Source organism: Planctomycetia bacterium, assembly GCA_021413845.1.
In the GTDB taxonomy this organism is placed as follows: domain Bacteria; phylum Planctomycetota; class Planctomycetia; order Pirellulales; family PNKZ01; genus PNKZ01.
Window position 1 is genome coordinate 20,861 of record JAIOPP010000095.1, and the last position, 13,709, is coordinate 34,569.

The following is a 13,709-nucleotide window of genomic DNA, read 5'->3' on the forward strand; positions in this document are numbered from 1 at the left end:
GCCGCTCGAGGGTTGATCGCCGCGTTAGCGCGAAGCGGCGCGGGGGGAATCTTTCGGTAGTGTCGCACGGGTCGTCAGGCGAGCCAACGGTCGAGCCAGTTCCAAGCGTCGGCCTGGCGCTCGCGGTTGAATTCGTGCGGTCGGTCTTCGACGACGCTGCGAAACCGCTCGGCGACGCCGGCCTTGGCATAGCAAGCGGCGATCTTATCGTGCGCCGCTTGCACGCCGACGAAGTCGAACAACTCGTCGCGCTTGCCGCTGATCACCATCAGCGGCGTCGGCGCGGCGATGCTCGTCAGGTCGGGATAGTCGATGTGCCGATACAGGCCCGGGATGAGCTTCGTGTGTCCGATCGTGCTCCGGACATGGGCCCGCAGCTGATGCGGAAACGAACACATCCAGCCGCACGCGACCGCGGCCTTAATCCGATCGTCGAGCGCGGCGAGATGCGCCGAACGCAAGCCGCCGAGCGAATGCCCGACGCAGCCGATGCGCGCGGCATCGACATCCGGCCGCGAGGCGAAATAGTCGAGCGTGCGGAGATCGTCCCAATACATCAGGCCGGCCCAGGTCGTGCCGGCGGTGAAGAGCGTCCGGCCCATCATTTGCTCGCTCGCGGCGCTGCGACGATTGAACCCCAGCACTTGCTCCGGCGTGATCGAATGTGGGCGATCCTTCCACTCTTGCGGATCGTCTTCGAGCACCATCCGGCGCTGGCCCCAAAAGAAGATATCGATCACGATCACGACGTACCCGCGCCGCGCCAGCTCGACGGCGATCGCACGTTCGCCGTATGCCTTTTGCAATTCGACGACCGAGGCGTGCGCGGGATCTTGCTCCAGCAGCGTCTCACGCCCCCACATGTAGAACCCGCCATGCGCGTGCAACGCCACGATGCCCGGTGCCGGAAGCTTCGCTTTCTTCGGGATCAACACCGTCGCGGGAACGCGAAACACGGGGGTCGTGTTGAAGAGAATCTCTTCTTGGATGTAATCGCCCCGATCGACGCGCGAGACGACTTCGGCCCGCGGGTCGCACGCCTCGGGCCGGTAGTGCATCAGGTCGAACATCTTCGCCCGAGCTTGGCGCTTCCACGCGGCAAGATCGGAGAACTCGCCGTTCAGATACGAAAGGGGAAACTCGGGACCGGCCTTGAGCTTCTGAATCAAAGGATCGAGCGTGCCGGTATGCGGGCCGCGCTTCGGCGGCGGTGGGCTCATGACATAGCGAATCTCGACCGCCGGCTTCGCGTCGGCGGCCTCCGCGTTCGAAGCGAGCGCCGTCGTTGCGACTGCGGCGGCCGTGCCCGCGATGAACTCGCGGCGTGAATTGCGAGGCTGGGTCATGGGGCGGGCTCCTCATTGCCGTCGAAGCGCATCAGCAGCAGCGTGTCGTCGTCTTTCTCGAAGCGGCGTTTCGACGGCGCCTCGAACGCTTGCGGATAACGACCGACCTTGCTGATGCGCAATTCGTCGATCGCCGCGTCGAGCACATCCCCCACGAACAGGATCGCGTCTCCCTTGGGTTCGTCGATCGGCCACGGCATCGGCGGGAAATACTTCGTCGGGTTTTCGGTCTCGCAGAAGCGGCCGTGTCCGGTATCGGCGCGGGCCCAACCGAGCGAGGGCTTGCCGTCGAGATACATCTCGCTCAACCAGCCTCGCTTCGGATCGGTCGCCCAACTCAAGGCGAAGTGATGCCAGCGCCCGCCGACGACGGTCGTCGGGTTGCGGAGGTCTTGGCCCGGGTAAGGGTACGGCGCCTGCTTCGAGCCGACCGGCGGTTTCGCCGAGCACGGGGCCTGAAACGAAAATTGGTTGCCGCCGCGCGGGTCTTCGTCGTCGCCGCCGTAGCGACGAAGCGAAACCGGCCACAACGCGCCGGAGATCGCATACTTATCGAAGTTCACGGCCGACATGCCGGTGCTTTGTCGAGGCTGAAACCAAAACTCGAGCGTGCCGTTGCGATAGTCGATGCGCTCGTACTGCCCCTCGCCGATTTTCGCGCCGCGCGGAACCCTCAGGCTTCGCTTCTCTTTCAAGACGAAAGCCTCGTCGTCGGGCTTGTGCGTCAGGCCGGCGACGAACGGGGCGTCGCTGGTGACTTCCGACGACGACGCTTCGGCCTCGCGCGCCGGCATTTGCTCCTGCACCACGCGGGGAACGAAGTAGAGCTTCGGATCGTGCTGCGCCAGGATCGGCGGAATGCCGCCGCGGAAGGCGACGAAGACCAAGCCGGAACAATGGATCGATATCATCCGGTCGCTCGCGCCGACGGGCGGGGCATACCATTGGCCCGCCGCGACGTCGATGCGTTTGCCGCCGTCGTCGAGCGTGATCGGCTTGTTCGCGTAGATCGCACCGGTCTTCTGCGCAGGAACCTGAAAGTGCCAGACCGGCGGGGTGTCGTGCGTCGCTCGGAGCACGATGCCGTCGCGCGCGACGACGACGAGCTTCTTGGCCGTGTGCTTGAAGATGAAGGGGATGTTCGTGAAGCGATACTCCCCTTCGACCGTTTCGGCTCCCATTTCGAGCTTCGCGAATCCTCCGCCTAAGCCGAGCGCCTCTTTCGTGAAGTAGTTCGGATAACTGTTCCAATGGACCGGCCCGACGTCGTAGTCGCGGCTCGGGCGCCCGTAGCCGGTTTCGGCGTGGGTCACGCGGAGATCGTAGCCGGGATTGAAGCGGAGCTCGAACTTCAACGGCTGATGTCGATCTTTGGCGAAGTGAATCTCGACCGGATGGCATTTCGCGCCGGTATCCAGGGCGACATACGGACCTCGCTTCCCTTCGGTCTCGACGAGGAGGTCCATGCCGTAGTAGGCCGTCTCCAGGAAATTGAAGGCATGAGTTCCGCCGGCATGCGGGCCGCCGCGCACACCGGAGACATCGCGCCGCTTCCCCTGGGCATCGTAGAACTCGAACAAGACCCGATTGAATCGCTCTTCCATCAACTCCGCATAGCGAATGTTGCCGGTCAGGCGATACGCGAAGTTCGCGAAGTAGCCGCTCTGCTCTTGGTAGCCGAAATTCGTGACGGGGACGTCCCACAACCAAATGGGAAACGCTTTCTCGACGAGCATCTTGAGGGTCGTCGGCGACTGTGAGGCCCGCCAATCGGCGAGCGCACCGGAGATCTTGATGGGGTACTTTTCCCAGGCGCCGTAGTAGTCGGGATCGGCCCAGCCGGTCATCGTGTCGAGGTCGATCATGCGGCTGCGAATCTTATCGAGCGCTTCGCGATAGCGGTCGTCGCCGGTATGCGAATAGAGGGGCGCTACGAGTTGAAACGGCTGCGCTCCGTCGCTCGAGGCGCCGATCTGCGGCAAGGCATCGAATTGGAATCGCTTGAGAAACACTTCGCCGCTACGAACGATGATCTCTTCGCTCCAGCGATCGCCGGTGAGATAGTGTTGGAGCAGAAACCCTTCCGGGTCGAAGCCTTGATGGCCGTTAAGCGTGCCGCCGCCGTAGCGATCTTCGATGCCGCTCCAATAGTAAGGATTGTCTTCCGAGCCGCCGTTGCCGACGCGCGAGCCGAGGCTGCGCGTGTTGCCCGCGACGTGCGCGAATTTGAAGTCGGCCAGATGGCGATGCAGGGCGTGCGTGTAGTCGTGGTACATCCGATCGCCGCTGCGGGCATAAGCCTGCCAGAACGCGGTCTGAGCGTGGTACATCTGATCGGCGTAGCGATAATCGAGCCGGGGCATCTCCGAGCCGGGGAGCGCGAAATAGTTGTCGTAGGAATGCTGCCCGCAACCGAAATCGAGGAAACCGTAATCGCCCCAGCGCTTCGTCTCGGCGACGGGATAATCGCGCACCGTGTCGTGGAGGAATTTTTCGAGCTTCGGAAACCGCTGCGGGTCGTAAGGATGAATAAAGCCGAGCGCTTCGGTCTTACGCATCCAATGCGGATCTTGCACGACCAGCGGCGCGCGCGAGCAGAGCATGCCGACGGCCGGCACGGCGGCAGCTTGCTCCGCCGAGAAGAAGTGGAGCCAGAGATCGTGCGTGCGGGCGCTGCCTTGCGCGTTCGCCGTACGTTTGCGCATCGCGGCGCTGCCGCCGGGAAACTTCTTGTCGACCCAGGCTAAGCCCCAATAGTCGACCAAGCTCGAGATGCGATAGTCGAGCAAACGCCCACCACGGCTCGACCACAGGTGCGCGGCGATGGTCCCTTCGGCAATCTCGAACTCTTTCGGAAACAGTTGCGCGGCGTTCGGCATGGCGACGAGCACGCCTCCCGTGCCGGCTTGCACGGCGGCCCAATCGCCGATCGCCGCCGGCTGTTCGGGCGTGCCGATCTCCGGCAGCGCGACCTCAGCCCGCGGCAAGCGGATCTCGCGACGGCTCACCTTTTGGCCGTGGTGCGGATACTCGCTCTGTAAGATGTGCGCGGTTTCGCCGGCGGCGAGCGTCCCGGTTAGCGGGGCGTCGTCGCTTGCGGAATCGGCATCGAACCAGACGGGCCGGCGGTCGGCCTTGTTCGTGGCAACTTGAAAAGCCAGATCGGCGAACTGCGTTTTGTTCGTGTCTTCCGTGACGATGAAACTGTGCTGGGCTTTTAAGGTCGCACTGCCGGCGAAAAACTCCAGCCTTACGACATACTTGCCGAGCGTTTCGCCGGTCGCCGTTTGCAACATCCCTTCGCGCCGCACGACGGCGTAATCGGTCCCTTGGTATTCGATCGTCGGCGGCGCGCTTTGCAGTTCATCGCCGACGCGGCCGACGTGGTCTTTCACGACGAGGCACGCGCTCCCGCCGGGAGAGGCGATGGCTTCGCCGACGGAAATCTTTCCGAGCAGCGGGCCTTTCTTCGGCAACTCGAAAGTCGCCGCGCCGGTCTCGATGCGAATCGCATCGGCGTCGTCCGCGACACGTAGGCCCGGCCGGCGATCGGCCGGCGAGGCGACGGCGAAGTATTCCGTTCCCCGCTGCGCCAGGAAGCGGACGCCGAGCCACTTCAATGACGCGTCGGCAGTCCATTTCGCGAGGGGTTCGAGATCGGCCGTGACGGTCTTGCCCGCGCCGTCGACGATGTGAACTTGCTTCGCGTCGCTGATGGCTCCCTTGGGCATCGAGAGCCCGCAATACACCGGGAACGATACCGCGGCAGGAGCGTGCTCGGGCCAATCGATGCGGAGCGCGATCCGCTGCTGGGCAAGTGCAACTTGCGCAGCTGCGATCGGCGACATAGAGACTATCGCCGCCATGCAGGCGACGAGGCCCGACCAACGTGATCTATCGAGCATGCGTTTCATTCCCAGAAGAAGCAGCGTGAACGGATTAAGGGGCCGTGGCTTTCAGGAGTTTGCCAACATGATTAACGATGGTCTCTTCGACCGTCGGTGCGAAGGGGCCCGGCATGACGGGCTTGGTGCCGTACGACATCGCTCGTTCGGCCTCGTAGCCTCCTTCGAGCAAGACACGCTTGCTCGGAACGTAAGCGAAGACGTCGTTGCAATAGCCCGCGACCCAGACGGCGGCCGGCCCGGCGAGCTCGCGCTTGAAACGGAGCGAAAAGTCGACGACGGTTTCGCCGGACAAGCCGATCAGCAGCAGGTCGTCGCCGAAGCGGACGACCTGCGCCGGAAACGGATACGACTTGATGAGCGTTCCTTTTTCGAGGCACGCGAGGCGGCGTTGGTCCCATTCGAGCAGATACGAACCTTGCGACTTGGGGTACTCGGCTTTCGTGGCGATGCGGGCCTTCAAGCGCTCGATGGACGGCGGCGGCTGAAAGTCGAGCGCGACGGAGTCGTAAGCGAGCCGCAGCGGACCGCGCACCGGCCGCGACTTCGCTTCCAGCGCCGCTTCGACCGCGAGCGCCAACGACCGGCCATGCTGCTCGCTATATTCCGGCTTGAAGCGCGGGTAGCCGTTCTGATCGCCGCCGCAGCCCAGCATGAACAGCGCGACGACGTTCGGGTGCTTGGCTTCGATCGCGTGCTGCGCAGTGCCGGCGTAGTCGCCGTGGAAGCGTTTGAAGTTCAGCGTCGTGTTGTGGCAGGCATAGCCGAAGAGAACCGCCCGAAGCACGCCGTCGGGCGATTCGACCTTGAGGACCGGCACGTCATGGTCGACGACCCCGTCGGGATTCGGGCGGTTGAGATACAACTCGGGATCGCCCGGCTCTGCTTTCAAGCGGCGGTTCATTGCGAAGCCGCAACGGGCGTGGCCGTAGCGCAGCTGCGCGGGGGCCAGCTCGGCGAGGGCCGTGTCGATGAGCTGCGAGAGCTTTGCGACCAGCGTGCGGTTATAGCGACGGCACATCGCCGCGCGCTCCGGGGCAATTGCAGCGAGCTCCTCCTCGGAGAAGCGAAGCTCCGGGCCGCAGTGCGTGTGCGAACAGTTGACCAGCAACGACTCGCGCGGCAACTTGTGTTTCGCGGCGACGTATTTTTCGAGCTCTTCGCGCAACAGAATCGGCACGTCGAGCAGATCGAGCGTGACGATCACGAGCCGGGTCTTCGTCGCACCGTCTTCGATCGCCAGCGCTTTGGCTGCGAGGTCGAGTGCGGTTCCCTCGGCCGGGACGACCCGATTGCCGAAGCCGGCGAGATACATCGGCTCGTCGGGCGTGACCGAGACCTTCGCCGCGGCGGCTCGCCAAGCGCTCTCGTTCTCGGCGGCACGCGCCACGACCGCGAAGGCCGGCAGCCAGGCGAGCGCAAGAAGTCCGATCTGCAGCCGACGCGAAGTGAGCGCATTCATGGCGGGGAATCCAGCGGGGGGCTTGCGAAGCGGGGAGTCGGCAGCAAAGCACGGCAGGAAGCACAAGCGGCGAGCGGCTTTATTGTGCGAAGGATTCGCGCCGGACACAACCGAAGCGGGACGAGCGCCGGTTAGCTCGCGGCCGCATCGAGCCGGCGACGGACTTCGCGCACGATCTCGTCGATCTGATACGGCGGCAGGTTCGGCGGTTCTTTTTCGAGCTTGGCTCGCCATTCGACTAAGAGCTTCTGCTTCGCGCCGTTCTTCGGCTCGCGGTTCGTCTCGTCGACGATCTTGGCGATGATCGGCTCCCAATCTTTAAGGCCCATCGACGGTGTTGCTTTCTGCTCTCGGCACGGCGGCGCGATCGTCGAATGCGCGGAAGAGCGCTCGCCGAGGCCTGTGGGAAAAATCACTGATGTACGGCAAATGATACCAGACGGCGCCGCGCAAAGCGCCTAGCTAACCTCACGGCCCAGCCCGATTTCCCGCACCGGCTCCACCGCGCGATCCTCGACGGGTCCTCTGCGGCGGCGGCGTACGGCGGCGTTTGCTTGCTCGTGAAATATCCGTCTGCTAGTTTCTGCGTAGCAACCTGGCACATACAGCACCACACCTCGAGGTTTCCGGCGATGGGGTTCCTGCAAACCGTCAAGAACTGGTTGAATATCGGGGGCGTGAGCGTGAAGCTGCAGGGGGTCAACCCGCGGATTTCGCGCTCGGGCCGCTCCCTCGACGGCCGCGTGGTGCTCACGTCGAAAGGGGAGAAGCTCGTCCTGAGCCTCACCTATCGGCTCATCATGAAGGTCACGAAGAAGAAGCACGACGCCGACGAGAAGGAAGAGACGCAACACACCCTCTCCGAGATCGTCCACGACGAGCAGTTCGAAATGACGACGGGCGAAACCAAAACCATCCCGTTCTCGCTCCCCTACGTGTTCGAAGAACGCCTGCAAGACCGCGGCGGCTTCCTGGGCACGCTCGGCAAACTCGGCGCCTTCGCCAACGACGAGAAAGAAGAATACTTCCTCACGGCCCTGTGCGACGTCAAAGGAACCGCGCTCGATCCGATGGCTCGGGTTGATTTGGTGTTGGTCGACTGAGGCCGGCGACAAACACTTCTGCGCTCAGGGAAACACGAACGAGCGGGTCGCCGGATCGAACCAGAGCGTGGCGCTCCCGACGTGCAACGTCACGCGATCCGACCGTGGGTCGACGTCGATCCACGGATTGTCGACGCCGATCTCTCCGACCGTGCCGAGCCTGGTGACGCTCCGCGCCTTTTGCTCGGTGGCGGAAGCGTAGAGCGTGCCGTCGTCGTCGGTCAGGCGAAACGTGATCGTCGCGTCGTCGAACTTCGCGGTCCGCTTCGCCAGCGTCTTCGGCTCGAAAGCAAACACCAGAAACGAACTCACCCCGAGCACCAAACCAACAGCCAGAGTTAACCAGAGCCAACGTTTCAGCATAACTATCCCGGCCCGTTCTTCAGCTTCGCGGCGTCCTCCAAGATCTGGTTCATGCGTTCGACCAGTTTGTGCGGGTCGGTAAGGTAGCCGTCGACGAGCATCGCTCCTTCGAAGAGTTGCTCCGCGGCTCGTTCGACGAACGGGTCTCGGCCGTCTTTCGCGACGAGCTCCGTTAGGCTTTTGATCAACGGGTGCGAGGGGTTCAGCTCCATCACCCGTTGCGGCAGGTCGGAGCTTTTGTTCATCATCCGCATCAGCTTGTCGATGTGGCCCGAGGGTTGGCGGTCGTCGCTTACTAAGCAGGCCGGGCTGTCGACGAGGCGTTCGCTGGTGCGGACGTCGGTCACGCGCGGGCCGAGGATCTCCTTGAAGCGCGCGCTGAGCAAGCCGATGTCGGCCCGCTTGGCGATGTCTTCCGGCTTGTCCGCGGCTTCATCTTTGCCGAGCCCTTTCAGGTCGTCGGCCTTTACTTGATCGGCCGAGATGAGCTGCTTGCCGTCGTAGTTGCCGGCGCTGCCGATGACGAATTCGTCGGCCATCTCTTGCAGATACAGAACTTCGATCCCGCGCTTGCGGAACAGCTCTAAGCGCGGGTCGCGCAGCAAGGCCGCACGGCTCGGGCCCGAGAGATAGTAGATGGCCTTTTGCTCGGCGGGCATCGCGGCGGCGTAGTCTTTCAGGCCGATGAGGCCTTTGTCGTCGTCGTGGCGCGAGGAATTGAAGCGGAGCAGGTCTTGGAACTTTTGGCGGTAGGCGAAGTCGCTATAGCCTTCCTTGAAGATCCGGCCGAACTTCTCCCAGAATTGCCGATATTCTTCCGGTTGCTTCTCGGCCAATTCCAGCAGCTTGTCGAGCAGCCGGCCGGTGAGGGTGTCGCGAATCTTGCCGACGAGGCGGTTCTCTTGCAGCGTCTCGCGAGAGACGTTGAGCGGCAAGTCGTCGGACTCGACGACCCCGCGCACGAAGCGCAAATAGTTCGGCAGCAGGTTCTTGTTCTCGCTGTCGATGAGGACGCGCTTCACATAGAGCTGCAGGCTCACTTCCGTTCGGCCGAACCCGAGCGTTTCGTGATTGGAGCGCGGCACGAAGAGGAGCGCGGAGTATTGCAACGGCGCGTCGACCGAGAAATGCAGCCGGAGGAGCGGGTCTTCGTCGTCGTGGCTAATGAGCTTGAAGAACTCGTTGTACTGTTCGTCTTTCACTTGCGACGCCGGCTCGCGCCAGAGGGCCGAGGTTTGATTCGTCTGCTCGCCGTTGACGAGAATCGGGAACGGTACGAAGTTCGAATAGCGGCGGATCGTCTCTTGCAGCGTGTGTTCATCGGCGAAGCGATCTTCGCTCGGCTTAAGGTGGATTTCGATCCGCGTGCCGCGCGGCACTTCCCCCACGGCCGGCTCGACGACGTAGCTCCCCATGCCGTCGCTCGTCCAGACGATCGCCGGCTCGTCGGGCTTCGCGCTGCGGGTCGTGAGCACGATCCGCTCGGCGACCATGAACACGCTATAGAAGCCGACGCCGAAGCGACCGATGAGGCTTACATCTTTCTGAGCCGCCTCCTTCCCTTCGGCCGCGAGTTGCTGGAGGAACGCCGTAGCACCGCTATGGGCGATCGTGCCGATATTGGCATGCACCTCGGCCTCGGTCATGCCGATGCCGGTGTCGACGATCGCCAGCACCTTGCGCTCGCCGGCGGGGGCTCCTTCCGCAGCGGCTTCCGTCCGGGTCTCCAGCTTGATCTCGAGCGGCAGGTCGGCATCGACCACCGGTTGGCCGGAAGCCTGGAGGAAGCGAACCTTTTCGATCGCATCGGTCGAGTTGGAAATGAGCTCGCGAAGGAACACGTCTTTCGACGTGTAGACCGAATGGATCAGGATATCGAGCAGCTGCTTGATCTCGGCCTTGAATTCGTGCGGCTGAGCGACAGGGGGATTGGCGGCGGTGGTCATGGTTCGGAAGCCGGTACGGGTGAGAACGGAAAGTCGAAGACCGTCGGGAGCATGCTCGCTCGGAGGCGAGAACCCGTTATTTTGTCGGCCGAGGTCCGGGCCGTCAAATCATGCGTGGTCCGGTCGAGCGAACCCGGGCTGCCGGCGAAAAAAATCTCGGCGCAAAGGCTAACCCTCCGGCAGCGCGAGAGGTTAAGATTCCGCTGACCGATTTTCGGACCGCTCCCCCCTGGGTTCCCTTTCCCACACGCCGCCCTTCCCTCCGGAAAAGAATTATGCCTTCGACGTTTGCCGCTTCCTCGCGTGCCTCGCTGTTCACGCTCTCGTTGTTCTCGCTGGCCTCCTTGGCGATGGCTGCCGATCAGCTGCCGGTGGTCAAGCCCGATGCGGTAAAGCAGATCGCGGCTGCGAAGCAGGAGACGGCCAAGCCTGTCGCACCGGCCGACAACCGCTACACGCAAAAGCCCGAGATCGCCGCGTCGAACGAAGCGATCGCAAAGCCCGCTGCGGCTGCGGCGACCGGCTCTTCGCCGTTTCTCGCTGGTCCGAAGCCGTCGTGGATCTGGGGCCCGGACGTGAACAAGAAATACGTCGTACGGAAGAAGTATTCGGGCGATGTGAAGTCGGCCGTGCTGAAATTGTCGTGCGATAACTTAGCGACGATCTACATCAACGGCCGCAACGCCTACGTGAGCAACGATTGGCACGACGCGCCGGAAATCGACGTGACGGGCAAATCGATTCAGCCGGTGAATGTGGTCGAAGCGGAGATCAGCAACCAAGGGGACACCGCCGGGTTCGTTTTCAAAATGATCGTGACTAAGAACGACGGCACCGTCGAGTACGTCGTCAGCGACGACAGCTGGGAAATCGCCGACGCCCGCGACTCGACGGAGTGGAGCAAAGCCAAGATCGTCGCCGCGTACGGCAGCGGGCCGTGGGGCGAAGTCCTGAGCGGTCCGTCGCAGGCCGTGGTCGCGAATCAATCGCTGTTCAATGTGCCGGCCGGTTTTCAGGTCGAGAAGTTGTTCACCGTGCCGAAGGAGTTGCTCGGCTCCTGGGTGAACATCGCGACGGATAACAAAGGCCGGCTCATCGTGAGCGATCAAGGAAACTTGGGCCTGTGCCGAGTCACGCCGCCGAAGCTCGGCAGCCAAGACGAAACTCAGGTCGAGCGGCTCGATATTAAGTTCGAAGGGAAGCAAATGTCGGGCGCGCAGGGCTTGCTCTGGGCCTTCGACGCGCTCTACGTCTGCTGCAACGGCGGACCGGGAAGCGGCCTCTATCGCTTGAAAGACACGAACGGCGACGATCAGTTCGATGAAGTCGTTAGGCTGAAAGACTTCCGGGGCGGCGGCGAGCATGGGCCGCACGCGATTCGCCTCGCTCCCGACGGCAAATCGATCTACCTCGTCGCCGGCAACCACACGCTGCCGCCGTTTCAGTTGAAAACCAACAGCCCGATCCAAACCATGGGGGGCGCACGAACCGAACAACTACACGCCACGCTGCCCGAAGGAGCGACGAGCCGCATCGCCCCGAACTGGGATGAAGACTCGCTCCTCCCGCGCCAATGGGACTCGAACGGCCACGCGGCCGGCATCGTCGCTCCCGGCGGTTGGATCGCGAAGACCGATCCGGACGGCAAAGCCTGGGAAATGTTCTCCGTCGGCTATCGCAACCAATACGACTTCGCCTTCAACGGCGACGGCGAAATGTTCGCTTACGACTCGGACATGGAATGGGACATGGGCTCCCCTTGGTACCGGCCGACGCGAGTCTTACACGCTACGAGCGGCAGCGAATTCGGCTGGCGCAGCGGCACGGCCAACTGGCCGGCGTACTACGTCGATAGCTTGCCGCAACTGATCGACATCGGGCCCGGGTCTCCCGTCGGCGTCGAATTCGGCTACGGCGCGAAGTTCCCCGCGAAGTATCAGAAGGCGCTCTTCATCTGCGACTGGACCTTCGCCACGATGTACGCCATCCACATGGTTCCCGACGGCGCAAGCTACAAGGCCGTGAAGGAGGAGTTCGTCGCCCGCAACGCGCTACCGCTCACCGATGTGACCATCGGCACCGACGGCGCGATGTACTTCACCGTCGGCGGGCGCGGCACGCAAAGCGAACTGTTCCGCGTGACGTACGTCGGCACGGAATCGACCGCGCCGGTCGATCGCCAAGAAGCGGCCGGAGCCGAATTGCGTGCGCTTCGTCGCAGCATCGAAGCCTACCATCGGGCCGATGTCGAAGACGCCGCGAAGGCTGCGGCGTTTCTCGTTCCCCACTTAGGACACGCCGATCAACACATTCGCTACGCGGCCCGCGTGGCGCTGGAGCGGTTGCCGCTCGCCGCGTGGCAAGAGCAAGTGCTCGCTTCCGACGATGCCGAAACGGTCATCATCGGGGTCGTCGGGCTCGCGCGCACCGCCGATACGCCAGCGCAACCGAAGCTCCTCGCCGCGCTGGATAAGCTCAACTACGCGAAGCTCACCGAGCCGCAACAGGTCGAGCTATTGCGAGCCTATCAGCTCGTCTTCATCCGTCTCGGCCTGCCCGACGAGGGCGTGCGTAGCGTGCTTGGTGCGAAGTTCGATGCGTTATTCCCCGGCGTATCGAACGCACACAACCAAGAACTCGCGATCCTCATGGTCGCGATGGGGTCGCCGGGAGCGGCTGCGAAGCTGATGCCGATGTTGAGCAAGGAGCCCGGCGCAGCGGCGACGGTCTCGTCCGATCTTTTGGCCCGCAACAAGGGCTACGGCGGCAGCATCGCGACGATGCTCGCCAACCATCCCGACCTGCAGCAATATCAATTGGCCTTCACGTTGCGCAACCTGAAAAACGGTTGGACACCTGAGCAACGCAAAGAGTATTTCTCGTGGTTCGAGAAGGCACGCAAATGGAGCGGCGGCAACAGCTACCAAAAGTTCCTCACCAACATCGACAATGACGCCTTCGCGAATGCGACCGACGCCGAGCGGCTGATGCTTGAGTCGTTGAAGGTGCGCAAGCCGTACGTCGTGCCGCCGTTGCCGAAGCCGAAGGGCCCCGGCCGCGATTATCCGGCGGCCGAGATCGTCGAGCTCTCGAACGCGAAGCTCAAAGGCCGCAACTTCAAGAACGGTCAGCAAATGTACGCGGCGGCGCGCTGCGTCGTTTGCCATCGCTTCGGCGGCGACGGCGGCTCGACCGGTCCGGACCTGACGCAGCTCGCCGGCCGCTTCAACGTGAAGGATCTCACCGATTCGATCGTCGACCCGAGCAAGGTGATCTCCGACCAGTACAAAGCCTCGGTCGTCGAAACCAAAGACGGCAAGACCTACACCGGCCGAATCGTCAGCGATGCGAAAGACACGATCACGCTGGTCGTCGATCCCGAGAACTCGTCGAAGGTCTTAGAGATCAAGAAGTCGGAGATCGAGCAACAGAGCCCGTCGTCGGTGTCGCTGATGCCGAAGGACTTGCTCAAGACGTTGAACGAAAACGAACTTCTCGACTTGATGGCCTACCTGCTCTCGCGCGGCAACCCGCAAGACGCGATGTTTAAGTAAGAGTTTCGTCCACGACGAACGACCCTGCCC

8 protein-coding genes are annotated in these 13,709 nt (G+C 63.0%); 2 read left to right on the plus strand and 6 right to left on the minus strand.

Annotated features, from left to right (window positions below):
• Positions 1 to 74: 74 nt before the first annotated feature.
• From K8U03_17595 to K8U03_17610, 4 genes are all read right to left on the minus strand, one after another.
• Complete coding sequence (locus K8U03_17595; GenBank protein MCE9606707.1) at positions 75 to 1,346, minus strand: alpha/beta hydrolase family protein; 1,272 nt, start codon at positions 1,344 to 1,346, stop codon at positions 75 to 77.
• Positions 1,343 to 5,251: a hypothetical protein gene (locus tag K8U03_17600; GenBank protein ID MCE9606708.1), complete on the minus strand. Its 3,909-nt coding sequence runs from the start codon at positions 5,249 to 5,251 to the stop codon at positions 1,343 to 1,345. Before K8U03_17600 ends, K8U03_17595 begins: the two co-directional genes overlap by 4 nt.
• Positions 5,252 to 5,285: 34 nt before the next feature.
• Entirely contained in the window at positions 5,286 to 6,713 is a 1,428-nt protein-coding gene (locus K8U03_17605) for a neutral/alkaline non-lysosomal ceramidase N-terminal domain-containing protein (protein MCE9606709.1), read from the minus strand.
• Between the two features lie 131 nt (positions 6,714 to 6,844).
• Positions 6,845 to 7,129 carry a hypothetical protein gene (locus tag K8U03_17610; protein MCE9606710.1) on the minus strand — a complete coding sequence of 95 codons (285 nt, stop codon included), beginning with the start codon at positions 7,127 to 7,129 and terminating at the stop codon, positions 6,845 to 6,847.
• A gap of 216 nt (positions 7,130 to 7,345) precedes the next feature.
• Here K8U03_17610 and K8U03_17615 point away from each other — a divergent pair, with 216 nt between their 5' ends.
• The gene (locus K8U03_17615; GenBank protein ID MCE9606711.1) at positions 7,346 to 7,816 is read left to right on the plus strand and encodes a sporulation protein; all 471 of its coding nucleotides are present in this window, start codon (positions 7,346 to 7,348) and stop codon (positions 7,814 to 7,816) included.
• A gap of 24 nt (positions 7,817 to 7,840) precedes the next feature.
• Here the strand turns inward: K8U03_17615 and K8U03_17620 are convergent, their stop codons facing one another.
• A complete protein-coding gene (locus K8U03_17620; GenBank protein MCE9606712.1) occupies positions 7,841 to 8,179 on the minus strand; it encodes a hypothetical protein in 339 nt (112 codons plus the stop codon).
• A 2-nt stretch (positions 8,180 to 8,181) separates the two neighbouring features.
• Entirely contained in the window at positions 8,182 to 10,125 is a 1,944-nt protein-coding gene (gene htpG / locus K8U03_17625) for a molecular chaperone HtpG (protein MCE9606713.1), read from the minus strand.
• A 350-nt stretch (positions 10,126 to 10,475) separates the two neighbouring features.
• On the opposite strand from htpG, the gene K8U03_17630 reads away from it, so the two are divergent.
• Complete coding sequence (locus tag K8U03_17630; GenBank protein ID MCE9606714.1) at positions 10,476 to 13,679, plus strand: c-type cytochrome; 3,204 nt, start codon at positions 10,476 to 10,478, stop codon at positions 13,677 to 13,679.
• Positions 13,680 to 13,709: the final 30 nt, after the last annotated feature.

Bases quoted from the DNA above. Each gene is read 5' to 3' on its own strand.
- K8U03_17595 (MCE9606707.1), bottom strand. From the start codon at position 1,346: ATGACCCAGCCTCGCAATTCACGCCGCGAGTTCATCGCGGGCACGGCC.
- K8U03_17600 (MCE9606708.1), bottom strand. From the start codon at position 5,251: ATGCTCGATAGATCACGTTGGTCGGGCCTCGTCGCCTGCATGGCGGCG.
- K8U03_17605 (MCE9606709.1), bottom strand. From the start codon at position 6,713: ATGAATGCGCTCACTTCGCGTCGGCTGCAGATCGGACTTCTTGCGCTC.
- K8U03_17615 (MCE9606711.1), top strand. From the start codon at position 7,346: ATGGGGTTCCTGCAAACCGTCAAGAACTGGTTGAATATCGGGGGCGTG.
- K8U03_17620 (MCE9606712.1), bottom strand. From the start codon at position 8,179: ATGCTGAAACGTTGGCTCTGGTTAACTCTGGCTGTTGGTTTGGTGCTC.
- htpG (MCE9606713.1), bottom strand. From the start codon at position 10,125: ATGACCACCGCCGCCAATCCCCCTGTCGCTCAGCCGCACGAATTCAAG.
- K8U03_17630 (MCE9606714.1), top strand. From the start codon at position 10,476: ATGGCTGCCGATCAGCTGCCGGTGGTCAAGCCCGATGCGGTAAAGCAG.